Raw genomic sequence first — 25,071 nt, forward strand, 5'->3', positions numbered from 1 at the left:
CCCCCAAACGGGCCGCCCCGGTCCCCCGCCAGAAGGAACCCGATACGACGGTCAGCGCCGCCGGTAGGGGGTCACGTCATCTCCGGGCGACGACGCCGTGATCAGACATGCCATTCCCCCGAGCCGGCCCGTTCGCGGGTGTAGACCTCGTAGCCGGACGGGGTTCGGCGCGGCGGCGCATCATCGCGATGCTCACCGAGATCTCCCGGCTCCGTTGAGCATGGCCACGACGTCGACACCCGAAGCCCGAGCGTGACCTTGAGCACACGATGGCTCCGATCCAGGGACCGCCGTTCCCCAACTTTGCAGGGAACTGCGGGGTGCTGCCGCTTCACTCTTCCCAGGAAATCGGGGAAAGAATGGCAACGCACAGAGTCCACCCTATCGCGGACGTTCGAATCGGGTCCTTCCGGTCCGCTACACTCTAAATCGACTCGCCCGCCATAGATCGGGCCTTACCGAAGGGAGGAGGTGATCGCAACAATGAGCGAGCCGTTCAAGGAGGACCCCTGGCCGAGCCTGGGGTTCCTCATCGCGTGCCTCAGCCTGTTATTGCAGGCTATGGAGTACTGGACGGCCATGGGGCGCTAGCCGAGGCTAGCGCCCCACGGTGGCAACAACCAGTCTAGAAACCAGTTCTCCCAAGCTCGGCGGGGTGGCACCCCCGCCGAGCTTGTTTCATTCTATCAAACTTCCAGGCACACCCGAGTTCAACTTTGTTCACCATCGTCCAACGTGGTTTCCTAATTTCAGCCGGAATCTAGCTCTCAACTTTCCATGTCGGTATCGATAATCTTTCCGATACCCGGAAGCCTACTGTGGCCAGTTTCTCAAGTTTTCATACCGATAGTTTTCCTTGATTTGGTTTCCCAGTTTCAGAAAAACCTCACGAGGTCGTCGCAGCCGTGGGTACCGAGGCTCACGCGCCGCCTCAGCTCCCTGCCCCTTTCCTGAGACCCTCCCCCTTCCGCGACCTCTTCACTCGATGCGGACCATGGCGTAGCCGCTAGCCGCAGGCTGGGGTGCTGGCCGCCGCTGCGCGGGCGTCCTGCGCGTGTTCCAGGTCCTCGATGCCGAGCGGCTCGGCATCGGGAGGAGTCGGGTCGCTCGTCAGCGACATGGTCACCAGCTGGATCGCGGTTCGGCAGGGGGCGCGATCACCCGTGTTCTGGAGCCGGAGAGGGCGACGACCACGTGATCAGGCGAGCCAGTCCCCTGATGCGACCCGTTCGCGGGTGTAGAGCTCGTAGCCGGGCGGGGTTCGGCCGACGTCCAGATACGGCTTGATGCGGTCCGCCTCCTGGTCGGCGAGCCTTGCCGAACGCTCCCGGCGCATCTGCTGGAGCCCCTGCCGTTCCTGCGCAGTGCTCATCATCACGGGGTCCCGGCCCTTCTCGATGACGCGGCAATGTGCCCCGCCGTGGACCACTGCGGCATACACGTCACCGAGGCGCTTGCGGGCCTCCTTGATCGGATACGACTCCATGCCCCGTCCTCGTGTGCGTAGTGGCATGAGTGCACATTGTGACACCCGAGCGCGGGGGCCGCTGCTCTCAGCCGTTGTTTGGCGGGGCGGTTACTTCCATTCGTAGACCTTGGTCTCGGTCTTGCCGCTGGCGTCCGCGTCGTATTCGAAGACGGCGGCGATCTTGTTCAGGCGCGCGAACGTGGCGGAGGCGCCTCGGTAGAAGATCGCACCGCGGAACGAGGTCGCGCCGTCGTTCAGGAGCCTTCCGACTCCCGTGCCCGTCCAGACGACGGTCTCGCCGTCGCCGGACATCGTGCAGCCCTGGCCTTCCCCGCGCAGGACGCCGTCGGAGCCGAGGACCGACACATACGTCCCCATGTCCACGACCTCTTCGTCGAGAAGCCGGCCGCGGGACTCGAAAGAGACCTCGACGCGCGCTTCCCCCTGCTCGGTTGGCGGCAGCACGCGCGTCCCCGTGACCTGCCCGGTGTCATGACCCAGTTGATCCCCCAAAGCCATCTTCATCGCCCCTGTCCGGATGGCTTGGTTCCAGTCGAACACCACCCCCGTTCGCCGGTCAATGCCGTCGGCGCCTGCAGAAGCCCCCCTTGTTCCACACTCTTCGGCAAGAGGGATCTCCGTCGGCGACGGCGTGGAAATGCCGGTCAAAGGGTAGGAGCGCCACCGGTCGGAACGACGGGGGATCAGGAGATGCGGTCGATCAGCAGGGGGTGGAGGGACGGGGTGCCGCCGATCTCGTAGGCGCCGTCCAGGGACTCCAGGGCTCGGGGGAGGCGGGTCTCGTCGTCGGTGTGGAGGGTCAGCAGCGGCTGGCCTTCCTTGACCGTGTCGCCCGGCTTGGCGTGGCAGGTGATGCCTGCGGCGGCCGACACCGGGTCCTCCTTGCGGGCGCGGCCCGCGCCCAGGCGCCACGCGGCGACGCCCACTCCGTAGGCGTCCAGGCGGGTCAGGACGCCGGAGGACGGGGCCGTGACCGTGTGGGTCTCGCGGGCGGTCGGGAGCGGCGCGTCGGGGTCGCCGCCCTGGGCGGTGATCATGCGGCGCCAGACGTCCATGGCGGAGCCGTCCTTCAGGGCGTCGGCCGGGTCCTTCGACAGGCCCGCGGCGGCGAGCATCTCGCGGGCCAGGGTCAGCGTCAGCTCGACCACGTCGGACGGGCCGCCGCCCGCCAGCACCTCGACCGACTCGGCCACCTCGACGGCGTTGCCGACCGCGTTGCCCAGCGGACGGTCCATGGCGGTGAGCAGCGCGACGGTGCGCAGGCCGTGGTCCTTGCCGATCGCGACCATCGTCTCGGCCAGTTCGCGGGCGTTCTCCACCGTCTTCATGAAGGCGCCCGAGCCGACCTTGACGTCCAGGACGAGCGCGCCCGTCCCCTCGGCGATCTTCTTCGACATGATCGAGGACGCGATCAGCGGGATCGACTCGACCGTGCCCGTCACGTCGCGGAGGGCGTAGAGCTTGCGGTCCGCGGGGGCGAGGCCGCTGCCCGCCGCGCAGATCACCGCCCCGGCGGCGCGCAGCACGTCCAGCATCTCCGCGTTCGACAGGGACGCCCGCCAGCCGGGGATCGACTCCAGCTTGTCGAGCGTGCCGCCGGTGTGGCCGAGGCCGCGGCCCGAGAGCTGCGGGACGGCCGCGCCGCACGCCGCGACCAGCGGGGCCAGCGGCAGGGTGATCTTGTCGCCGACGCCGCCGGTGGAGTGCTTGTCGGTGGTCGGGCGGTCGAGGGAGGACCAGTCCATCCGCTCCCCGGACCGGATCATCGCCTCGGTCCAGCGGGCCACCTCGGGACGGGTCATGCCGTTCAGCAGGATCGCCATGGCCAGCGCGGCCATCTGCTCGTCGGCGATCGCGCCGCGGGTGTAGGCGTCCACCGCCCAGTCGATCTGCTCGGGGGTCAGGGTCCCGCCGTCCCGCTTGGCGCGGATGACGTCGATGGCGTCCATCTAGGCTCTCTCGATCAGGTCGTCGGGTCCGAAGGCGTCCGGCAGGACGTCCGACATGGGCAGGATGCCGCGGGGCGTCTCCAGCAGCATCGGGGCGCCGCCGTGCTCCCAGAGGAGCTGGCGGCAGCGCCCGCACGGCATCAGCGGGTCCCCGTGCCGGTCGACGACCGCGAGGGCGACCAGCCGGGGGCGTTCCGACTTGCCCGGCCCGTGCAGCGCCGACACGACGGCGCACTCGGCGCAGAGCCCCACCCCGTACGAGGCGTTCTCGACGTTGCATCCGGTGATGACGCGGCCGTCGTCCACCAGGGCCGCGGCACCGACCGGGAACCCCGAGTACGGGCAGTACGCACGCGTCATCGCCTCCCGCGCGGCGTCGCGCAGGGCGGGCCAATCGATCTCCATAGGGGTTATCGTGCCTCACCCCGCCTGTACCGGAGGCCGTTGGCGGCCGGCATGCGGAGCCGCTGGCTGGCGAGGGCCAGGACCAGCAGGGTCGTCAGGTGCGGCGTGAACGAGACCAGCTCGCCGGGCACGGCCTCGCTCAGCAGGAACCAGGCCAGCAGGGCGACCGCCGCCACCAGCGACAGGACGCTGCCGATGTAGGCGTTGCGGACCTCGCGGCGCCCGGCCTCGGTGACGATCTGCGGACGCAGCCGCCCCGCCCGCACCGCCTGCCAGATCGCGACGCCGATCAGCAGGATCGCGACGAACAGCAGCAGCGCGTGGACGGCCTGCCCGCCGCCGCGCACGTTCATCGCGTCGGTGTAGCCGAACAGCAGCGACCCCGCGGCGAGCCCGCCGGGCCGCCAGTTGCCGAAGATCATGGCGGCGAGGCCGATGAAGCCGCGGCCGTTGGTCTGGCCGTCCTGGTAGAGGGGGGCGGCGACGGTGACGAGGAACGCGCCCGCGAGCCCGGAGAACGCGCCGGAGATCGTGACGGCGGCGTACTTCATCCGGTACACCTTCACGCCGAGCGACTCGGCGGCGTACGGGTCCTCGCCGCAGGAGCGGATCCGCAGCCCGAACGGCGTCCGCCACAGGACCAGGAACGTGAGCGGCACCAGCGCCAGCGCGACGAGGGTCAGCAGCGAAACACCGCTGGTCAGCCCGCGCAGGATGCCCGCGAAGTCGGAGAGCACGAACCAGTGCCGCTGCTCCAGCGACCCCAGCCAGTCGGGACTCTGCCAGCCGCCGATCTTCCCGCCGGACAGCACCGGCATCGTCAACGTCATGATCGGATCGACCGGCGGGGACTGCCGGGGCCCGCCGCCCAGCGCCTTCGCCTCACCGGTGTCGAAGAGCAGCCCGGCGAGGAACTGGGTGAGCCCGAGACCCAGGATGTTGATCGCGACACCGGACACGATGTGGTCGACGCCGAACGACACGGTCGCGATGGCGTGCAGCAGCCCGCCGAGGGCGCCGCCGAGGATGCCGACCGCCACGCCGATCCACGGACCCCACTGGTAGCCGGCCCAGGCGCCCGTCCAGGTCCCGAGGATCATCATGCCCTCAAGACCGATGTTGATCACGCCGGACCGCTCCGACCAGAGCCCGCCGAGACCGGCCAGGAAGATCGGCACGGCGAGGCGCAGCGCGGCGCTGACCGTCCCGCTGGACGTCACCGGTTCCGCGTCGTCGATGACGCGGACCAGCGACAGCAGCACCAGCAGCCCGGACGCGATCAGCATGTAGTGCGGCCAGCGCAGCCGGCGCCCGCCGTTCGCGGGCTTCTGCACGGCCGCCGGCTCGGTCGCGACGCTCATGAGCGGCTCCCCGTGGACTCGCTGGACTCTCGGGCCAGGTCGCGGCCGGTGGCCAGTTCGGTGGCGACGGCGCGCTGCTGCAAACTGATCTCCCAGCGGCGGACGAGCTCGTACACGATGACGACGGTCAGCACGACCACGCCCTGCATGACCCCGACGATCTCCTTCGGCACGTCGACCGACTGGAGGACATCGGAGGTCTGGTCGAGGAACGCGAACAGCAGCGCGGCGAGCGCGATGCCCACCGGGTGGTTGCGGCCGAGCAGCGCGATCGTGATGCCGGTGAAGCCGAGCCCGGCCGGGAAGTTCAGCGAGTACTCGTGCGACGCGCCGAGCAGCTCCGGCATCCCGATCAGCCCGGCCACCACGCCGGACGCGACCATCGTGTAGACGATCATGCGGCGGGCGCTGACCCCGCTGGCCTGCGCCGCCGACGGGGACAGCCCCGAGATCCGCAGGTCGAACCCGAACCTGGTGCGGTTGATCACGACCCAGAACACGATGCCGACGACGACCGCGAGGGGCAGCAGCCCGTACACCTGGCCGGGCAGGTCGATCCCGATCGCGGACAGCATGCCGTTGAGCGGCCCGACCCGCCCGTCCTCCGGGATCTCGGGGGTCGCGACGTTGTTGCTGCCCGGCCGGACCTCGGCGAGCCGCTGGTCGTTGAGCAGGTAGGCGATCAGCCCGGTCGCGATCGCGTTCAGCATGATCGTGGACAGCACCTCGCTGACCCCGCGGGTCACCTTCAGCACCCCGGCGATCGCGGCCCACAGCCCGCCGACCGCCATCGCCGCGACGATCACCAGCATCTGGCCGAAGGGCGCGGGCAGCGTCACCGCCCCGCCGACCACGGCGGCCATGAACGCGGCGAGCCGGTACTGGCCGTCCACGCCGATGTTCAGCAGCGCCATCCGGAACCCGATCGCCACCGCCACCGCGGACAGGTAGTAGCGGGTGGCGCGGTTGACGATGTCGACGATCGAGTTCTCGGTGGTGCCGTAGTCGACCATCGCCTGGATCGAGCTGAACGGGTCGGCGCCGGTGCTGCGCAGCAGGATCATCGTGATGACGAGCGAGATCGCCAGCGCGAGCAGCGGCGCCCCGATCTTCAGCGCCAGCCCGGTCGGGCCGAGCCCCCGCAGGATCGCCTTCCACGCCGGGACGATCTCCGGTTCCGGGGCGGCGGTCTTCGCCGGCTCCCGCCCGGCGCCGTCGGCGGCGGCCCGCGGTCCGTCCGGGTCCCGCGGGCCCGCCGGGTCCTGCGGCTCGCCGTCCTTCGGCTCGCCCTCGTTCGGGCCGCCGTCCTTGGGGGCGCCGTCGTTCGGGCCGCTCATGCTCCGGCTCCGGCGCCGGTCATCGCGGAGCCGAGCTCCTCGGGGGTGACGGTCCGCGGATCGACCTCCGCGACCAGCCGGCCCCGCAGGATCACGTGCAGGGTGTCGGACATACCGATGAGTTCCTCAAGGTCTGCGCTGATCAGCAGCACGGCCAGCCCGTTCGCGCGGGCCTGCCGCAGGTACTCCCAGATGGCGGCCTGGGCGCCGACGTCGATGCCGCGGGTGGGGTGCGCGGCGATCAGCAGGCTCGGCTCGCCGGACATCTCCCGGCCGACGATGAGCTTCTGCTGGTTGCCGCCCGACAGCGCGGCGGCGGGCACCTCGATCCCCGGGGTCCGCACGTCGTACTCGCGGACGATCCGGGTGGTGTCGCGGCGGGCGCCGCGCCGGTCGATCCAGGGGCCGCGGACGTTGGGCCGCTGGGTCTGGTGGCCCAGCATGCGGTTCTCCCAGAGCGTCCCCTCCAGGACGAGCCCGTGCCGGTGCCGGTCCTCGGGGATGTAGGAGATCCCGGCCTCGCGGCGGCGCCGGGTGCTCCAGTGGGTGATGTCCGCGCCGCCGAACTCGATGGAACCGGCGTCCGCGGGCCGAATCCCCATGATCGCCTCGATGAGCTCGGTCTGCCCGTTGCCCTCGACGCCCGCCAGCCCGACGATCTCGCCGCGGCGGATGCGCAGGCCCACGTCGTCCACCACGGGACGGCCCTCGGGGGTCAGCACCGTCAGCCCGCCGACCTCCAGCTGGACGTCCTCGGTGACGGTGGACTCGCGCAGCTCCGGGGTCGGCAGCTCCGACCCGACCATCAGCTCGGCGAGCCGCCGGGAGGTGACCTCCGCCGGGTCGAGCCTGGTCGCGACCGTGGTGCCGCGCCGGATCACCGAGATCGTGTCGGCGACGGCCAGCACCTCGTCCAGCTTGTGCGAGATGAACAGGACGGTCAGGCCCTCGGCGCGCAGCTCCCGCAGGTTGCCGAACAGCTCGTCGACCTCCTGCGGGACGAGCACCGCCGTCGGCTCGTCCAGGATCAGCACGCGGGCGCCCCGGTAGAGCACCTTGAGGATCTCCACGCGCTGCCGCTCGCCGACGCCGAGCTTCTCGACCCGCACGTCGGGATCGACGCGCAGCCCGTACGCCCGCGACATCTCGGTGATCTTGGCGCGGGCGGCGGCGAAGTCGATGCGGCCCTTGCGCCACCCCTTGGCGCGGGGTTCGGCGCCGAGGATGACGTTCTCCAGCACGGTCAGGTTGTCGGCCAGCTTGAAGTGCTGGTGGACCATGCCGATGCCGCGGCCGATCGCGTCGGCCGGGGTACGGAAGGAGACCTGCTCCCCCTCGACCTCGATGGTCCCCTCGTCCGGCCGCTGCATCCCGTAGAGGATCTTCATCAGCGTGGACTTGCCGGCACCGTTCTCACCGCAGAGCGCATGGACCTCGCCGCGCTCGATGGTGAGGTTGACGTCCCGGTTGGCCACCACCCCGGGGAACCGCTTGGTGATCGATGTCAGCCGTACGGCCGGCACCTGGTCGGGCACGGGACCCCTCCCTCTGATCGGCCGGCGTCCCGCCCTGCGAACGCGCCGCCGGGACGCCACGGAAAGCGGCGCGCCTCCGGCGGTGCCGCGTGCTTGAACGAATTCCTGAAAGCCCGGATCCGCCGCACGGCCCGGTGGGACGCGGTCGTGCCGCGCGCACCGGACGTCACCGCTGAGGCGACGTCCGGTGCGCGGTTACGGCAGGACCGAAACGGCGTCACGGCACCGTGGTGGCGTCCCCGGCTCCGGCGTCAAGGCTTCTCGGGAACCTTGATCTCGCCCGAGATGATCTGAGCCCTCAGCTCCTCCAGCTTGGGCTTGATGTCGTCGACATGGCCCCCGGAGGTGGCGTAGCTGATGCCGTTGCTCTCCAGGTCGTACGTCTTCGAGCCGGCCTCGAACTTGTCGGTGTTGACGCTCTGCACGAAGTCGAAGACCGCCACGTCCACGTTCTTCACCATGGACGTGAGGATCTGCTCCTTCACGCCGGCCACGGCGGGCTGGTTGTACTGGTCGGAGTCGACCCCGATGACCCACTTCTTCGCGGCGCCGACGGTCTTGATGACGCCGATGCCGGCCGCGCCCGCGGCGTGGTAGATGACGTCCGCGCCCTGGTCGAGCTGGCCCTTGGCGGCCTCGTTGCCCAGGCTGGTGTCCTGGAAGCCGTTGAAGTTCGGCGGCTGCGTCAGGTACTTCGCCGGGAGGATCTCGATGTCCGGCTTGACCTTCTTCGCGCCCGCCTCGTACCCGGCCTGGAACCGCTGGATCAGCGGCACGTTCACGCCGCCGATGAAGCCGATCTTGCCGCTCTCCGACTTCAGCGCGGCGGCGGCGCCGACCAGGTAGGAGCCCTCCGCCTCGGCGAAGCAGGCCGCGGCGACGTTCGGGCCCTCGACCTTGCAGCCGTCGGCGTCGATGACCAGGAACTTCGTGTCCGGGAAGTCCTTGGCGACCTTGTTGACGGCCGCGGTGTAGGCGAAGCCGACCCCGATGATCGGGTTGTGGCCCTGGTTCGCCATCAGCCGCAGGCGCGACTCCTTGTCGGCGTCGGACTCGTCGGGCTTGGCCGAGATCTCCTCGGTCTCAACGCCCAGCTCCTTCTTGGCCCGGTCGAGCCCGGCGGCGGCCGAGTCGTTGAACGACTGGTCACCGCGGCCGCCGATGTCGAACGCGAGCCCGACCTTCATGGTGTCCTTGTCGCCACCGCCGGTGTCCGCCTCCTGGCCACCGCACGCGGAAGCGGCGAGCGTGAGCGCCGCACCCGTCACGGTGACGAGCGTCATTTTCAGTCCACGGCGCAAGGTTGCGCTCCTTCCGTTCCCCACCCACGGTCCGGGGCCGTGCCGGCCACCGAAATCGATCGGACGCTACCTCGCGAAAGTGGGCAAACTTCACGCTTGCACCGATTCGCAATCGGTCCGTTACCAATGCGTACGCATATCGCCACAGGTCAGCGACGCTGGTCAGCACGGAAACCGGACACCCGGTGAGACACCCGGGACCGTTGGGCAACGCGGGGATCGGCGGGAGGCGGGGGGAGCAAAGGGAGCGGGTCAGGCCAGCGCGGCGCCCTCGATCGCCTCGGGGTCGCCGGGGCGGCCGCCCTCCCACAGCGCGGTCAGCGCCGTCGCGCTGAGCACCCGCACGCCGACCGCGACGCACCGCTCGTCGACGTCGAAGTCGCCGCGGTGCAGGTCGTACTCGCCGGGCGACCCGGGGGTGCGGACGCCGAGCCGCGCCAGCGCGCCGGGGATCGACTCCAGGTACCAGCCGAAGTCCTCGCCGCCGAGGCTCTGCGGGGTGGGGACCACGCCCTCCTCGTCGATGACCTGCGCGGCGGCGTCACGGAACATCTGCACGCTGGCCGCCTCGTTCACGGTCGGCGGGACGCCCCGGACGTACTCCAGGGACGCCTCCACGTCGTAGGCGGCGGCGACCGACTGCAGCAGCGCCTTCATCATCTCCGGGGCCCGGTGCCACGCCTCGTCGTCCAGGCAGCGGACGGTGCCCTCGGCGATCCCGTCGTCGGGGATGGCGTTGGCGACCGAGCCGGCCGAGACCCGTCCCCACACCAGCGACAGGCTGGAACGCGGGTCGACGCGCCGCGACAGCGCCGACGGCAGCTCGGTGACGATCTTGGCGAGCGCGTACACCAGGTCGGCGGTCAGATGCGGCCGGGCGGTGTGCCCGCCCGGCCCGGTGACCTTCACGTACACCTTGTCGCAGGCCGCGGTGATCGGGCCGGTGCGCAGCCCGAGCTCGCCGACCTCGATGCGCGGGTCGCAGTGCAGGGCGAACACGCGGTCGACGCCGGCGATGCCGCCGGCGGCCATCACGTCCAGGGCCCCGCCCGGGGTCTCCTCGGCGGGCTGGAACAACAGCCGCACCCGGCCGGGCAGCAGCCCCGCCTTCGCCTGCTGCGCGAGGAACAGGCCCGCGCCCAGGACCATCGCGGTGTGGACGTCGTGGCCGCACGCGTGCGCGACGCCGGGGACGGTCGACCGGTAGGGGACGTGCTCCTTCTCGTCCTCCAGGGGGAGCGCGTCGATGTCGGCCCGCAGCGCGACCGTGGTGCCGTCTGCCGGCCCGATGTCGCAGAACAGGCCGGTGCCGCGCGGCAGGATCACCGGCTCCAGGCCCGCCGCGCGGAGCCGCTCGGCGATCTTCTTGGTGGTGCGGTGCTCGGCGTAGCCCAGCTCCGGGTGCCGGTGCAGGTCGCGGCGGAACGCGATCAGCTCGTCCTCGTGCCCGGTCAGGAACTCGTCGAGCTGCGGCTTCAGCACGGCCCCGCCGAGCACGTCGGAACCGGCGGAGGCGGCGCCGGCGGCCGGGGCGCCCGGCACGATCTCGCCGGTGACGGGCCCTTCCGGCCCGGCCGGCGCATCCTCGCCGGCCGCCAGGTCGTCGGTGACCGGCGTGTTCTCGCGCGCCGGAACGATCCTGGACGGCGGGGGCGCACCGGCGCCGCGGCGTTCGTCCCGGCCCGCGGGGCCCGCGGGCCCCGGGGCGGCGGGTGTTTCAAGGCCGGGCATCACCCCGGGTCCCGGGTGGGTCATCTGCGCCCCCTGCGCGACGGCGGAGCCGAAGGGTCTCCGCCCTGTGTTCTCGTCCATGGTCGTGTTCGCCTGTTCCCCGGGGCCGTCCCGGCGTTCGCGGCCCGCTCCGGAAGGGCCGGCCCGGCCGTGTCCGGGGGTGCCGCCTTCGGGGACGTCGCGTCCGGGACCCGCGGCGCCGGGCGGCTTCCCCGGAACGGCCGGTTGCTCAGGTTCCGGCATATGCGACCTCCCCCAGTGTGACGAACCTGTCCTCCGCCAGCTCGGTGATCGCCGCGTCGACGATGTTCTCCAGCGTCCCGCCCTCGGCGCTGATCGCGCGCTGGCGCTCGTACGGGGCACCGTGTTCGAGGACCTCGCCGGCGACCTTCAGTTCCTCGGCGCACCCGAGCCGGTCGGCCACCGGCTCCAGCTCCCTGATCAGTTCGTACAGGTCGTCGCGGAGCGGCGCGGTGTTCCCGGTGTCGTCGGTGATGACGATCGCGTCGAGCCCGTACCTGGTCGCGCGCCACTTGTTGTCGCGCACCACCCAGGCCGCCGGCCGCGGCAGCGTGTAGCCGCGGTCGATCTGCTGCTCGAACAGCGTCACCAGGCTCTGGCACAGCGCCGCCGCCATGCCGACCTCCCGCATGGTGGGGATGCCGTCGAACATCCGGATCTCGACGGTGCCGAAGTCGGGATGCGGGCGGATGTCCCACCAGACTTCCTTGATGCTCCGTATCGTTTGCGAACGCAGGAGCGTGTCCATGTAATCCTCGAACGCCTCCCAGTCGTCCAACAGGTGGGGAGGTCCGGCCGTGGGCAGCTGGCCGAAGACGATCGCCCTGGAGGACGCGAGGCCGGTATCGCTGCCGCTCCAGAACGGACTGGACGCGGTGAGCGCGAGGAAGTGCGGAAGGTAGGACGAGAGCGCGTTGACGATCGGGATCGCCTTGGCGCCGTCGGAGACGCCGACGTGCACGTGAACGCCGAACGTCTGGATGCGCCGGGCCAGCCACTGCATCTCCTCGATCAGCTCGGCGTAGCGCCGCATGGGCGCCATCACCGCGTCCCGCCAGTCGCTGATCGGGTGGGTGCCCGTGCACGCGAGCGCGATGTCGCGTTGGGCGGCGGCGGCCCGGAGGGCGGCGAGGGTCCCCGCGAGGTCGGCCTTGGCCTCGCCGACGGTGTCGCAGATGCCGGTCACCACCTCGACCGTGGACTCCATCAGCTCGTGCCGGACACGGGGGTTGTCACCGTTCTCACTGAGGGAGGGCAGCGCGGCGAGCACCTCGCGTGCGTCCTGCCGCAGGTGCCTGGTCTCCGCGTCGACGAGCTGGATCTCCCACTCGATCCCGAGCGTGGTCCCCTTCGATGCGTTGAAGTCAATGGCCACGGCCAACCTCCGTCCACAATCCTTGCAGGTCGTTGCGTGGCACGTGGCGCAATTCAGCCAGCGGGTCCCTAAGCCTGGACAAACGCCGGTCCAGGTCACGTGTTCGCTCCATGATGGCGCCCGCGCCCGTGACCCCGCCGGGTCTCCATGCCCTTTGCGGATCAATTGACTCATGCGGACGGTCAGTTAGCACGGCCGGGCCATACCTTTCGGTCATCGATCTTCGCTGCGACACCACCCGATCGAACTAGTTAGCCCGTCCCAAAATACCGCCGATGACGGACTGTGACCGGTAGCGGACGTCCCTTATGTTACAGCTTGGCCACTTCTGTACCTTCTGTAGCTTCCATCACGAGCTTGCCGTCTTCGCCGCCGGGTACCCCTTCGCCGGATAGGTCGCCTAGTCTTCGGGGGTGTCATGGGCGTCGAGCGCATGCGCGCCGGGAGCGAACGTGCTCTCGCGGAAACGAGGAGCGTCGGAAGCTTGCGAGCAGAGCGACCAGGGCGGCCCGGTGCCCGCCGCGCCTTGACGGTGTTCACAGCGCCCCTGGCCGCGGCAGCGCTCGCCGCGGCGCCCGTCCTCGTCGCGGCCCCCGCGGTGGCCGAGCCGCGCACCGCGCCCCGCACGGCCCCGCCCGCAGCTCCGTCGAGCGCCCCCGGCACCGGGACCGTGGGCGGCCCGCAGCTCGCCGGCCGGGGACTCGTCGTGAACCGGGCCGCCGGCGTCCCCGGGCTGCCGAAGGTCAAGGCGGCCTCGTACCTGATCGCGGACGCCGACACCGGGGACGTCCTGGCCGCCAAGGACCCGCACGGGCGGCACCTGCCCGCGAGCACGATCAAGACGCTGACCGCGCTGGCCCTGGTCCCCAAGCTGGACGCGAACCACCTCGTGCGGCCGTCGCAGCGGGCGTGCGACGTCGAGGGCACCAAGGTCGGGCTGACGCCCAAGATGAGCTACAAGGTGTCGGACCTGTTCCACGCGCTGCTCATGATGTCGGCCAACGACGCGGCGGTGGCGCTCGCCGAGGCGAACGGCGGCCTGGAGAAGACCCTCGCCGACATGAACGCCGAGGCCAGGCGGATCAACGCGCGGGACACGCGGGCCGGCTCGGTGAACGGGCTGGACCGCGACCTCGGGCTGAGCGTCCGCACCCAGCACACGTCGGCGTACGACCTGGCGCTCATCCTGCGCGAGGGCATGAAGAACCCCGACTTCCGCACCTACGTTCAGGCGATCGACCACAAGTTCCCCGCGCCGCCGACCAAGAAGCAGCGCAAGCGCGGGGTGAAGGTCGGCGGCTACCCGATCCACACGCACAACCGCATGCTGCCGGGCGAGCGCGAGGAGTACCGGGGGATGCTCGGCGGCAAGAACGGCTACACGATCGCCGCGCAGCAGACCTTCGTCGCCGAGGCGCGGCGCGGCGGGCGCACGATCGTCGTCTCGCTGATGAAGGCCGACCGGCCGCCGTCCCAGTACGCGGCCAAGCTGCTGGACTGGGGCTTCACCGCGCACGGCAAGGTCGAGCCGGTGGGCGTGCTCGTCTCCCCCGGCGACACGGCCCAGCCCAAGAGGGACGCGGGCTCCGGCGGCGTGCTGCCGGACGCACCGCTCGCGTCCGACGACACGTCGCGGATGTGGCTGCTCGTCGGCGGCGGCGCCGCGGGCGCCCTGCTGGCGGTCGCGGTGCTGTACGCGGTCCTGCGGCGGCGCCGCCGGTTCGACCGGTCGCTCCGCGGCGGCGGCCGGTAAAGGTTGCCTCAGCCGCCGCCGGCGGCGCTGGCGCCGAGCGCCCGGGACGGGTCCGGGACGGCAGGATCACCGAGATCCGCACCCTCACCGAGGATCAGTACGCCGACGACGCCTTCTGGTCCTGATCCTTCTCCTCCTCGTCCGCGGCCTCCGGGGCCGGCTCGTCCTTCGGCTCATCCTCCGCCTCGTCCCCGGTGAGGGCGGCGATGGTCGCGGCGTCCGCGATGTTCTCCGGGTCGGCGGCGTCGGCGGTGAGCACGACGCGGCGGGTCGCCGTCCACGCGGCGACGAACAGCGTGAACCGGGCCGCGATGTTGATCCACACCATCAGCCCGACCAGGACGGCGAAGGCGCCGTAGACCGGGTTCTCCGTCACCCGCGCCACCAGCAGCGCCGCTATCTGCTTGAGCACCTCGAACCCGGCGGCGCCGAACAGCGCGCCCCGGATGATCCGCCGCCAGGGCGCCCGGGTGCCCGACAGGCGGGTGAACAGCGCCAGGAAGATCACGGTGTTGAACGCGATCGCGCAGGCGATGGACAGCAGGCGCAGCCCGGTGCCCGCGCCGGGCACGTCCTGCAGGCCGACCCAGCCGAGGACGGTGCCGGCCCCGGACGTCGTGACCGTCGAGACCGCGATGCCGCAGATCAGGGTCGCGCCGAGGAACGCCAGGACGCCCACGTCCCACAGCCGCTTCACGAAGAAGTTGCCGCCGCCGGTGGGCTCGTTGCCCCAGATGTCGCGGAGCGACTCGCGCAGCACATGCACCCAGTTCTGCCCGGTGATCAGCAGCGCGGCCAGGCCGATGATCCCGACCGCCGTCTTGGACTGGGCGATCTCCTCGACCCGCAGGTCACCGGCCAGGCCGGGCAGCAGCGAGTTGACGGCCCGCACGAAGTAGCCGCGCGCCTGCGCGCTGACCCCGACGAGGTAGCCGAGCAGCGAGTACGCCAGCGCCAGCAGCGGGAAGAACGACAGGAAGGCGTAGCAGGTGAGGGCCGCGGCGAGCCGGTCGCCGCGCCGCTCCTGGTAGCGCTCGAACGCCCGGACGTGGTGGTCGAACCATTGCCAGCGCGCACGGGCGTCGCCCAGCCGGCCCTTCGCGCCGGCGAAAAGGGACTCGGTCCGCCGCTGGATCCCCTCGATCGCCTGACGCATGCCCGCAACCTACCCGTCCGGTGCCCCGCGATGCGGCGGACGGTAATCAATCGTTAAACGCGGCGTTGCCCGCCCTCGCCGAAGACGAAGTCGTCCTGGGGGCGCCAGACCCCGTCCAGGCCGTGCTCGTACAGGGAGAACCCCCACACGTGGAAGTCGGCGCTGTAGCCGGCGAGTTCCTTGAACGCCCGGTCCATGACCTCTTCGGGCAGGTGGTGGGCGATGGTGACGTGCGGGTGGTACGGGAACGGCAGCGGCCGGGCCAGCGGACCCGACAGAACCCTCGCCTGGAGCTGCTCGCAGCCGCGGATTCCTTCGGCCAGCGCCACGAAAACGACCGGAGAAACCGGCCGGAACGTTCCGCTGCCGCGCAACCTGATGTGGAACGGCCGCTCGGTTCGGGCGATCTCCCGCAGGTGGTCCGTCACCGCGCCGAACTCGTGTTCGGGCACCTCGGTCGGCGGCAGCAGCGTGATGTGCGTGGGGATCGCGGTCGCGAGGGGGTCACCGAAGGAGGCGCGCTTGGCCTGCAGGAGCGCGCCGTGCGGATCGGGGATCGGGATCGCGACGCCGATCGCGCGGACCCCGGACCCGCGGGCGGCGCCGCTCGCGGCGGGCCCTTCCCCCGGGCCCTCCGCGGCGTCGTCGTGTGCCCCCCGGTCAGCTACCACGTCCCACGAATCCCACCCGGTCGCGCACGACGTCCATCGTCCGCGCGGCGACCTTGGACGCGCGTCCCGCGCCGTGGGCGAGCACCCGGTCGAGCCGGGCCTCGTCGTCCAGCAGCTTGAGGGTGCGCTCCCTGATCGGCGTGAACGTGTCGAGGACGATCTGCGCGAGGTCCTTCTTGAACTGCCCGTAGCCGGAGCCCTCGTACCGGCGTTCCAGGTCGGGGATGGAGGTGCCGTCCAGCGCGGAGTAGATCCGCAGCAGGTTGGTGACGCCGGCCTTCTTCTCCTCGTCGTAGACGACCTCGGAGCCCGTGTCGGTGACCGCGCGCATGATCTTCTTGCGCATCGGGCCGGGCTCCTCCAGCACGTCGATGATCCCCTGGGGCGAGGAGGCGGACTTGCTCATCTTCGCGTCCGGCTCCTGCAGGTCGGTGATCTTCGCGGCGCCCGGCGGGATGTGCGCCTCCGGCGGGACGAACGTCTCCCCGAACCGGTGGTTGAACCGCTGCGCCAGCGTGCGGGTCAGCTCCAGGTGCTGCCGCTGGTCCTCGCCCACGGGAACGCGCAGCGCCGGTCCCCCTGTGGAGGGACGACCCCCCACACCCCCCGGAACGGCCCGCGCGCCGTCACCGGGTTCCGGCGTGTACAGCAGGATGTCGGCGGCCTGCAGGATCGGGTAGGTGAACAGGCCGACGGTCGTCCCGCCCGCCCCCTGCTTGGACGACTTGTCCTTGAACTGGGTCATCCGCCCGGCCTCGCCGAACCCGGTGAGGCAGCTCAGCACCCACGCCAGCTCGGCGTGCTCGGGAACGGCGCTCTGCACGAACAGGGTGGCGCGGTCGGGGTCGAGGCCCATCGCGAGGAGCTGCGCGACGGCGACCTTCGTGCGGCGGCGCAGCGTCGCCGGGTCGTGCTCGACAGTGATCGCGTGCAGGTCGACCACGCAGTAGTAGGCGTCGTGCGTGTCCTGCATCGAGACCCACTGCCGCAGCGCGCCCAGGTAGTTGCCGAGGTGGAACGAGTCGGCGGTGGGCTGGATGCCGGACAGCACGCGGGGGACGGTCCCCGCGGCGGCATCGGCGGAGGCTGGGGTGCTGGACGCTTCGGGCATGTGCACGGACCGATTCTCTCAGGTGGCTCCGGAGGCGCCGCCGCCGGTGGCCCGGCTCGGGGCGGGACCGGTGGCCCGGCCCGCCGGGGAGCCGGTGGCGGCGTCGCCGACGACCGCCCGCGGGGTCGCGGGCGGGGTGCCGGGCGGCGCCGTGGCGGCCTGCGGCGTCACCCGCGGCATGACGCGCACGCGCGCCACCCGCCGCCCGTCCATCCGGGCCACCGCGAGACGGCGGCCCCCGGCCTCCACGGTGTCGCCCTCGGCGGGCACGCGGCGCAGCGCCGCCATGATGTGCCCGGCGACCGTCTCGTAGGGGCCGGCGGGGAGCCGGATGCCGGTCTCGGCGGCGAAGTCGTCCAGGTTGAGCAGGCCGTCGACCTCGACCACGCCGCCGTGCAGGCGCCGTGCCTGCGCGTCCTGCACATCATATTCGTCGCGGATGTCGCCGATGAGCTCCTCCACGAGGTCCTCCAGCGTGACGATCCCGGCGACGCCGCCGTACTCGTCCATGACGATCGCCAGGTGGCAGCCCTCACGGCGCATCTCCGACAGGACGGGCAGCACCCGCTTGGTGGACGGCAGGAACTTCACCGGCCGCACCAGCTCCCCCACCGGCACGTCCCGCGCGGGCGGGCCCGCGCCGTCCGGGGCGCCCGGCAGGTCGGGGACGAGCAGGTCGCGGATGTGCACGAAGCCGATCACCTCGTCGTGCGAGCGGCGGCAGACGGGGAACCGGGAGTGCGGGCTGCGGGCGGCGATGCGCGCGGCGGCGGGCAGCGGGAGCGCCGCGTCGAGGAACTCCACCTCGGTCCGCGGCACGAGGACCTCCCGCAGCGGCCGCTCCCCCGCGGCGAAGACCTCCCCGATGAGCGCCCGCTCGTCCGCGGTGAGCTGGGTGTTCTCGGCGATGAGCGCCCGCATCCGCTCGGCGGTGATCTCCTCCCGCAGCACGGCGGGGTCGCCGCCGGACAGCCGGACGACGAGGTCGGCCGAGTTGGACAGCAACCACACCAGGGGGCGCGCGACCCTGCGGGGCGGCCGCGGCGGCGTCCGGTCCATGCGTTATGCCTTCCCCGTCCGGCGTTCCGGATAGCCTGGGCGGGCCCCGCCGTATCCGAACTGTCGTCGTGGAGGTCCGTTCGTGAAGCTTCTCGTCACCGGAGGCGCCGGTTACGTCGGCAGCGTTGTCTCCGCTCTGCTCGTGGAGGCGGGGCACGAGGTCGTCGTCCTGGACGACCTGTCCACCGGGCATGAAGACGCCGTGCCGGAGGGCGCCCGGCTCGTGCGCGGCACGATGCGGGACACGGCCGCGGACGTGCTCGGCGGCGCCGGGTTCGACGCCGTGCTGCACTTCGCCGCCAAGTCCCTCGTGGGCGAGTCGGTCGAGAAGCCCGGCCTGTACTGGGACAAGAACCTCGGCGAGTCGCTCGCGCTGCTGGAGGCGATGCGCGTCGCCGGCGTGCGGCGGATCGTGTTCTCCTCGACGGCCGCGACGTACGGGGAGCCGGAGTCGACGCCGATCCTGGAGACCGACCCGACCCGCCCGACCAACCCCTACGGCGCGTCGAAGCTGGCCATCGACACGACGCTGGCCGAGTACGCGCGGCTGCACGGCATCGGCGGGGTCTCGCTGCGGTACTTCAACGTCGCGGGCGCCTACGGGCGGCTGGGCGAGCGGCACGCCGTGGAGACCCACCTGATCCCGAACGTGCTGAAGATCGCGCAGGGCGACGGCGAGTCCGTGCGGCTGTTCGGCGAGGACTACCCGACCCCGGACGGCACCTGCGTCCGCGACTACATCCACGTGCTCGACCTCGGCCGCGCCCACCTGCTGGCGCTGGAAGCCTGCGAGCCGGGCCGGCACACGGTCTACAACCTGGGCAGCGGCACCGGCAGCTCCGTCCGCGAGGTCGTCGAGGTGTGCCGGGACGTCACCGGGCGGGACATCCCGGTCGAGGTGGCGCCGCGCCGCCCCGGCGACCCGGCCGTGCTGGTCGCCTCGTCCGACAGGATCCAGGCGGAGCTGGGCTGGAAGCCCGAGCGCGACCTGCGCGCCATGGTCGACGACGCGTGGACGTTCCTGCGCTCCCGATGACCGGTCCCCGCGCGCTCGCCGAGGCGTTCACCGGCGTGTTCGGGCGCGAACCGGAGGGCGTGTGGCACGCGCCCGGCCGGGTCAACCTGATCGGCGAGCACACCGACTACAACGACGGCTTCGTGCTGCCGTTCGCGCTGGGGCTCGGCGTGTCGGTGGCGGCGGCGCCGCGCGGCGACGGCGTGATCGAGGTGCGGTCGCGGCAGGCCGCGACCGCGGTGACCGCTCCCGTGGACGGCGGGCCGGTCGTGTCCGAGGGGTGGCCGGCCGAGCGGGCGTGGGCCGCGTATCCGGTCGGGGTGGCGCGGGTGCTGCGGGAGCGCGGGACGGGCGGCGCGTCCCTGCTGATCGACTCGGACCTGCCGCAGGGGGCCGGGCTGTCGTCGTCCGCCGCCCTGGAGTGCGCGACGGCGCTCGCGCTGTGCGACCTGCACGGCGTGGCGGTCGACCGTCCCGCGCTGGCGCGGCTGGCGCAGCGCGCCGAGAACGAGCAGGTCGGCGTGCCGTGCGGGCTGATGGACCAGGCGGCGTCGCTGCTGTGCACGGCGGGGCACGCGCTGCTGCTCGACTGCCGCAGCGGCCTGTCGGCGCAGGTCCCGTTCGCGCCCGCCGGCTCCGGCATGACGCTGCTGGTCGTGGACACGCGGGCGGCGCACGCCCTGGCGGGCGGCGAGTACGGGCGGCGGCGCGCCGAGTGCGAGGAGGCCGCGGCGCTGCTCGGCGTGGCCGCGCTGCGCGACGTCACGGACCTCGCCGGGGCCCTCGGGACGCTCCGCGACCCGGTGCTGCGGCGCCGCGTCCAGCACGTGGTCACCGAGAACCACCGCGTCGAGGCCACCGTCGGGCTGCTGCGCGCCGGGGCCGTCACGGAGCTCGGCGCGATGCTGAACGCCTCGCACCTGTCGCTGCGCGACCAGTTCGAGGTCTCCTGGCCCGAGGCCGACACGGCGGTCAACGCGGCGCTGCGGGCGGGCGCGCGGGGCGGCCGGATGGTCGGCGGCGGCTTCGGCGGCTCCGTGCTCGTCCTGACGGCCGCCGACCGCGCGGAACGGGTGCGGGACGCCGTCGCCGCCGCCTACGCCGAGCGCGGCTGGACGCCCCCGGAGTTCATCGAGGCCGTGCCGTCCCGGGGCGCACGCCGCGTCACACCCGCCTAGCGCTCCTCCAGGGCGGACCTGATGTCGTCGCGCAGCCGGATGGCCTCCTCGGCCGGGCCCGCCTCGTCCAGGGCGGTGAAGCCGTCCACGGCGGCGGACGCGAACGGCACCGCCTCGGGCAGCCGCCCCACCTGGGCCAGCACGCGGGCCTGATCGTAGGAGACGAGCGCGGTCTCCCACACGCGGGCGGGTTCGTCGTCCGGCGGCAGGCCCGCCAGCGCCGCGCGGGCCGACTCCATGACGGTGACGGCGTCGTCGCCCTCCCCGCACCACAGCAGGCACATCGCGGCACGGCGGCGGGCGCGGACGACGCCGAACGCGTCGCCGGCCTTCTCGTGCGCCTGGGCCGCCGCCGCGAACCGCTCGGCGGCCTGGGCGTCCCGGTCGAGGTCGGTCAGGATCTCGCCGGCCTCGTCGAGGAAGTGCGCGACCGCGCCGTGGTCGCCGTCCCCGGCGGCGTCCTCGGCGAGGGCCGCGAACGTCGCGGCCGCGTCCTCCTCGCCCATCTCCTTCTGCGCGTGCGCGAGGATCAGGCGGCAGCGCCGCGTGGCGGCGCGCTCGCTCGGGTCGGCGCGGACGCGGTCCGCGAGGGCGGGGAGCGCCTCCTCGGCGACCTCGGCGGCCTCCAGGGAACGGCCCGTCGACAGGTACGCGGCGGCGAGGTCCACGCGCAGGTGGACGGCCCGCTCGTGCAGTCCCTCGGCCGTCCAGCCCGCGATGGCCTCGGCGAGGTCCGCGGCGGCGTCCGCCGGGCGGTCGGCGGCCAGCAGCGCGAGCCCCCGCTCGCCGTGCGCCGCCACCCGCATCGGCGACCCGGCGGGCTGCGCCGCGATCACCTCGTCGAGCAGGGCGAACGTCTCCTCGTCGGGGCCGCCGTCCCGCCGGGCGAGGACGCGGGCGAGCAGCAGCAGCGGCGCGGCGGCCTCCGCCGCGCCGCCGGACGCGCGGGCGGCCCCGGCCGACCGGCGCAGCGCCGCGGCGGCGTCCTCGGGCCGGCCGGCCAGCAGGAGCGACTGCCCCCGCAGGAACCACAGCTCGCCCGCCCGGTCGGGGGCGTCCTGCGGGTCGACCCGGTCGAGCGCGGCGAGCGCCTCGGCGGGACGGTCGTGCTCCACGTGCGAGGTGGCGAGCCGCAGCAGCGCGCCGGTGGCGTCGCCGTCGCGGGTCGGGTGGCTCGCGAAGTGGTCGACGGCGGCGGTCATCTCCGCCAGGCCGCGCGGGTCGCCGAGCTTCACGCGCAGCGCGCCGAGCCGGCCGAGCGCGCGGTGCCGGCGCGTGTCGTCGCCCAGCTCGCCGAACAGCCGCGACGCCTCCTCCCAGCAGGTGACCGCGCCCTCCTCGTCGCCGTCCAGGGCGCACTCGACGCCCCGGCCGTCCAGGCGGCGGGCCCGCTGCAGCGGTGTCGGCTCGGTCGTCCCCGCGAGGACGTCGAACCGCCGCCACGCGGCCAGCGTGATCTCCACGTCCCGGTGGGTGCGGCGCTCGTCGGCGACGTCCAGCAGTTCGTCGAGGTCGTCCACGGAGGCGACGTCCTCCCGCGGCGGCTCCGCCGGTTCCGGTTCCGGGGCGGGCGCGGGACGGCGGTGGTGGGCGGCCAGCGGCAGGAAGTCCACGATCGGCTCGGACGCCAGCGTGGCCCGCACCCGGTCGCCCTGGCGGGACGTCCCGTTCCGGGTGTCGAACCGGGCCGCCAGCGCCGTCGCGCGGCCGGCCAGCTCGGCGCGCAGCTCCGGCAGCGGCACGTCGGCGGCGGGCCGGCCGTCCGCGGCGGGCCGGCGGATCGTGGCCGCGCCGTGCCCGGCCGCCGCGACCCGGTCCAGCAGCAGCGCCGCCGCGGCGGCGAACTCCATCTCCGCGTGCGGGCTCGGCGCCCGGTCGAGCCACCCGAGGTGCCGCTGGACGATCTCCAGCCCGCGCGCCCCGTTGCCGGTGGCCGCACAGAACTCCAGGTGCTCGGCGATGTCGCCGAGGTCGGCGAGCCGCCCCCGGTGCACCCGGTAGGCGCGGCGGTGCGCGTCGGCGGCCTGCTCGGTGCGGCCCGTCCGCAGGTACACCGGCAGCATCGCGGTCAGCACCGCCTGCGGCTGCTCGTTGCACGTCAGCTCCGAGTCGAGCACGGGCGCCGCGATCTCGAACGCCTCCTCGTACCGGCCGACGCGGGCGAGATGGCGGACCATGCCGGTCGGGTCGCAGCCCTCGCAGTCCGACAGCTCGTCCCGCCGGGCGGCGCGCCACTTCAGGTACCAGTCGTCGACCGCGTCGTCGCCGACGTGCTGGGCCACCAGGTGGCGGCGCCGGTAGACGGCCTGGAGGCTGTGGCCGCCCGCGAGGTAGCGGCGCTCCATGTCGTCGAGCAGGGCGTAGGTGCGGGCGAGGGGAACCTCGGGGAACAGCGTCAGGGACGACACGACCGCCTTCATCTGCCACAGCAGCAGGTGCGTCTCGTCGAACCGGCCGGGGTCGCGGTCGTGGTCGGCGAGCGCGCGGCTGAACGTGGCGAGGGCCTTGGCGGGCTCGCCTCCGTACTGGTAGGCGTCGGTCAGCCGGGTCCGCACCCGGAACGCCAGCTCGCCGTCACCGGCCGCCTCGGCGCGGCGCAGCGCGTCCTCCACCAGGACGGTGCGGGCCTCCCCGTAGGGCAGCTCCTGCGCCTGGGCCATCAGCGCGTAGACGTCGTCGGTCACCGGGGCGCCTCCGGGGCGTGGACGGCCCACTCCAGCAGGCCGATGAAGGAACGGTTCAGCACGGCCGTGTCGGCGGGCCGCAGCGGATGGTGCCCGAGGAGCAGCGCCTGGCCGTACAGGGCCTGGACCGCCGACTCGACCGGCCCGCCGTCGCCCAGGGACATGACGCGCCGCGCCAGCGGGTTGCGGTGGTTCAGCACCAGCTGCGGGCGCTCGACACCGGACGTGGCGCTGACGGCGCCGAGCACGTCGGCCCACAGCTCGCCGGCCTCGTCCCGCGCCCGGCCCAGCTCCTCGCGGAACTGCGCGTCGCGGCTGGTCAGGTACAGGGCGGGCAGCGACGCGGGATCGAAGTCGCGGACCACGACCTCGCAGCCGAGCCGGTCCACCGCCCGCTGCGCCGCCGCGAGGAACGGCCGCAGCGACAGCTCCGCCGCCGGGTCGAGGACGCCGAACGTGGTGGTCAGCTCCGCCGCGTCCAGCCTGCCGAGGCGGATGTCGGGGTCGAGGTCGGGCAGCCGCTCGATGATCTCCGTGTCGTGGACGTAGCCGCCGTTGACGAGCCCGACGCCCTGCGCCCCCGCGACCGCCGACAGCCGCCGGAACTCGTCCACGCTCGCGGTGAACCGGCCGTCCGGGTGGCGCCGCCGGAACTCCGCCAGCGTCATCGGCCCGGCGGACGTCTCGTACTCCAGCCACCGGTCCACGATGCGCAGCATGTCGTCGTCGTGCAGCGCCATCGCCTTCACGCCGAGCTGGTGCAGCCGCAGGAACCCGCGCAGCCGCGCCGGGTCCGTCTCCGCCAGCCGCACCAGCCACTGCCGCAGGACGTCCCCGAGTCCCTCCCGGGTGGTGTCGAGCAGTTCGTCCTCGTAGAGCGCCTCGCGGCTCGCGGTGGGACGCAGCTCCCCCGCGTCGACCACGCACCGCGCGAAGAACGCCCACTCGGGCAGCAGCCCCTCGACGCCCTCGGCCAGCAGCATCCGCTTCACGTAGACGCGGTGCGCGGCACGCGCGGTCGGCGACACCGCCTGCGGCAGGACGAACGCGACGCCCGTCAGCCCGGCCTCCGGCACCTCCAGGTCGACGACGTCGAACGGCGTGAACCCGTACAGCTCCTCGCAGTACTTCTCCAGCGCGCGCTTCCGCGCCGCCGGATCACGGTGGGACGCCAGCCACGGCGGCCCGCCCCCGGTGACGGGCACGCCGTCGACGGTGAGCTCCACCGGCAGCAGCGACCCGTACGTCCGCGCCAGCTCCGCCACGGCCGCCGGGCTCAGCAGCTCGCCCGCGCCCGGCCGCGCCCGCAGCGTGACCGTCGTCCCCGGCTCGTCCCGCCGCCCCGGCTCCACGCGGTAGCTGCCCTCGGCACGTCCCGTCCACCGGACGGCCGCACCACCCCGCGCGGACCGCGTCACCACCTCGATCTCGTCCGCGACCAGGAACGCCGACAGCAGCCCGATGCCGAACTGGCCGAGGAAGTCGTGGCGCGCGAAGCCGAGTTCGTCCCGCTTGGAGGACCGTCCGATCGTCGCCAGCAGCGTGTGCACCTCATCTTCGGTGAGTCCCACACCGTCGTCGTGCACCCGCAGCGCCCCGTCGCCGGTCTCGATGACCACCCGGCCGCCCTCGCCCCGCGCGGTGATCGCGTCCACCGCGTTCTGCAGTAATTCCCGCAGATACACCCGCGGGCTCGCGTACAGGTGGCGGCTCAGCAGATCCACCACCCCGCGCAGATCCACCTGGAATGCCTGGTCTGCCACCGACGCCCCTCCTGATCACTACATAAGCGATCACACACACTAGCGACCTGTAAGGACCGTTTCGGAGCATTCCCGCAGCAGCCGGCGCGGACGGCGCGCGTCGGGGAGCCCGTCCTGCCGCGCGTCGGAGGCACCGCCCGGCGAAACGTCCCCGCCCACACCGCCTCCTGACCCCCT

At 72.7% G+C, this 25,071-nt stretch carries 19 protein-coding genes; 3 read left to right on the forward strand and 16 right to left on the reverse strand.

What is annotated here, in order from left to right; translation table 11 throughout:
- Nucleotides 1–1,198 precede the first annotated feature (1,198 nt).
- The 10 genes from E1289_RS25425 to E1289_RS25470 form a co-directional block, all read right to left on the reverse strand.
- Nucleotides 1,199–1,486 carry a hypothetical protein gene (locus E1289_RS25425; protein WP_131984403.1) on the reverse strand — a complete coding sequence of 96 codons (288 nt, stop codon included), beginning with the start codon at nt 1,484–1,486 and terminating at the stop codon, nt 1,199–1,201.
- A gap of 90 nt (nt 1,487–1,576) precedes the next feature.
- Nucleotides 1,577–1,933: a hypothetical protein gene (locus E1289_RS25430; RefSeq protein ID WP_131984405.1), complete on the reverse strand. Its 357-nt coding sequence runs from the start codon at nt 1,931–1,933 to the stop codon at nt 1,577–1,579.
- A 239-nt stretch (nt 1,934–2,172) separates the two neighbouring features.
- A complete protein-coding gene (locus E1289_RS25435; protein WP_131984407.1) occupies nt 2,173–3,438 on the reverse strand; it encodes a thymidine phosphorylase in 1,266 nt (421 codons plus the stop codon).
- Nucleotides 3,439–3,843, reverse strand: a complete 405-nt coding sequence (locus tag E1289_RS25440; protein WP_131984409.1) for a cytidine deaminase — start codon at nt 3,841–3,843, stop codon at nt 3,439–3,441.
- Between the two features lie 5 nt (nt 3,844–3,848).
- Nucleotides 3,849–5,204 (reverse strand): ABC transporter permease, encoded by a 1,356-nt coding sequence (locus E1289_RS25445; RefSeq protein WP_131984411.1) that lies wholly within the window; start codon nt 5,202–5,204, stop codon nt 3,849–3,851.
- Complete coding sequence (locus tag E1289_RS25450; protein ID WP_207929140.1) at nt 5,201–6,541, reverse strand: ABC transporter permease; 1,341 nt, start codon at nt 6,539–6,541, stop codon at nt 5,201–5,203. The genes E1289_RS25445 and E1289_RS25450 overlap by 4 nt, the downstream gene beginning before the upstream one ends.
- Nucleotides 6,538–8,076: an ABC transporter ATP-binding protein gene (locus E1289_RS25455; RefSeq protein ID WP_131984413.1), complete on the reverse strand. Its 1,539-nt coding sequence runs from the start codon at nt 8,074–8,076 to the stop codon at nt 6,538–6,540. Before E1289_RS25455 ends, E1289_RS25450 begins: the two co-directional genes overlap by 4 nt.
- Nucleotides 8,077–8,327: 251 nt before the next feature.
- The gene (locus tag E1289_RS25460) at nt 8,328–9,377 is read right to left on the reverse strand and encodes a BMP family ABC transporter substrate-binding protein (RefSeq protein ID WP_243713132.1); all 1,050 of its coding nucleotides are present in this window, start codon (nt 9,375–9,377) and stop codon (nt 8,328–8,330) included.
- Nucleotides 9,378–9,629: 252 nt separating this feature from the next.
- The gene (locus tag E1289_RS25465; protein WP_131984429.1) at nt 9,630–10,874 is read right to left on the reverse strand and encodes a M20 family metallopeptidase; all 1,245 of its coding nucleotides are present in this window, start codon (nt 10,872–10,874) and stop codon (nt 9,630–9,632) included.
- Between the two features lie 463 nt (nt 10,875–11,337).
- Nucleotides 11,338–12,504, reverse strand: a complete 1,167-nt coding sequence (locus tag E1289_RS25470; RefSeq protein ID WP_131984415.1) for a glutamate--cysteine ligase — start codon at nt 12,502–12,504, stop codon at nt 11,338–11,340.
- A gap of 532 nt (nt 12,505–13,036) precedes the next feature.
- Between E1289_RS25470 and E1289_RS25475 the strand changes: the two genes are divergently transcribed.
- Nucleotides 13,037–14,257, forward strand: a complete 1,221-nt coding sequence (locus tag E1289_RS25475; RefSeq protein WP_243713134.1) for a D-alanyl-D-alanine carboxypeptidase — start codon at nt 13,037–13,039, stop codon at nt 14,255–14,257.
- A 94-nt stretch (nt 14,258–14,351) separates the two neighbouring features.
- Here the strand turns inward: E1289_RS25475 and E1289_RS25480 are convergent, their stop codons facing one another.
- The 4 genes from E1289_RS25480 to E1289_RS25495 are packed head-to-tail and all read right to left on the reverse strand — an operon-like array spanning nt 14,352 to nt 18,254.
- Complete coding sequence (locus E1289_RS25480; RefSeq protein WP_131984417.1) at nt 14,352–15,413, reverse strand: YihY/virulence factor BrkB family protein; 1,062 nt, start codon at nt 15,411–15,413, stop codon at nt 14,352–14,354.
- Nucleotides 15,414–15,466: 53 nt separating this feature from the next.
- Nucleotides 15,467–16,084 (reverse strand): 2'-5' RNA ligase family protein, encoded by a 618-nt coding sequence (locus E1289_RS25485; RefSeq protein WP_243713133.1) that lies wholly within the window; start codon nt 16,082–16,084, stop codon nt 15,467–15,469.
- Nucleotides 16,074–17,195 (reverse strand): tryptophan--tRNA ligase, encoded by a 1,122-nt coding sequence (gene trpS, locus E1289_RS25490; protein WP_131984433.1) that lies wholly within the window; start codon nt 17,193–17,195, stop codon nt 16,074–16,076. Before trpS ends, E1289_RS25485 begins: the two co-directional genes overlap by 11 nt.
- 18 nt (nt 17,196–17,213) lie before the next feature.
- The gene (locus tag E1289_RS25495) at nt 17,214–18,254 is read right to left on the reverse strand and encodes a hemolysin family protein (RefSeq protein WP_207929141.1); all 1,041 of its coding nucleotides are present in this window, start codon (nt 18,252–18,254) and stop codon (nt 17,214–17,216) included.
- An 82-nt stretch (nt 18,255–18,336) separates the two neighbouring features.
- Here E1289_RS25495 and galE point away from each other — a divergent pair, with 82 nt between their 5' ends.
- Nucleotides 18,337–19,290 (forward strand): UDP-glucose 4-epimerase GalE, encoded by a 954-nt coding sequence (gene galE / locus E1289_RS25500; RefSeq protein WP_131984419.1) that lies wholly within the window; start codon nt 18,337–18,339, stop codon nt 19,288–19,290.
- A complete protein-coding gene (gene galK, locus E1289_RS25505; RefSeq protein ID WP_131984437.1) occupies nt 19,287–20,447 on the forward strand; it encodes a galactokinase in 1,161 nt (386 codons plus the stop codon). Before galE ends, galK begins: the two co-directional genes overlap by 4 nt.
- Here galK and E1289_RS25510 read toward each other — a convergent pair.
- The gene (locus tag E1289_RS25510) at nt 20,444–23,131 is read right to left on the reverse strand and encodes a hypothetical protein (RefSeq protein ID WP_131984421.1); all 2,688 of its coding nucleotides are present in this window, start codon (nt 23,129–23,131) and stop codon (nt 20,444–20,446) included. The two genes, galK and E1289_RS25510, sit on opposite strands and share 4 nt — an antisense overlap.
- Complete coding sequence (locus tag E1289_RS25515) at nt 23,128–24,894, reverse strand: HSP90 family protein (RefSeq protein WP_131984423.1); 1,767 nt, start codon at nt 24,892–24,894, stop codon at nt 23,128–23,130. The genes E1289_RS25510 and E1289_RS25515 overlap by 4 nt, the downstream gene beginning before the upstream one ends.
- Nucleotides 24,895–25,071 lie beyond the last annotated feature (177 nt).

The sequence above is a fragment of the Actinomadura sp. 6K520 genome (genome assembly GCF_004349245.1).
In the GTDB taxonomy this organism is placed as follows: domain Bacteria; phylum Actinomycetota; class Actinomycetes; order Streptosporangiales; family Streptosporangiaceae; genus Spirillospora.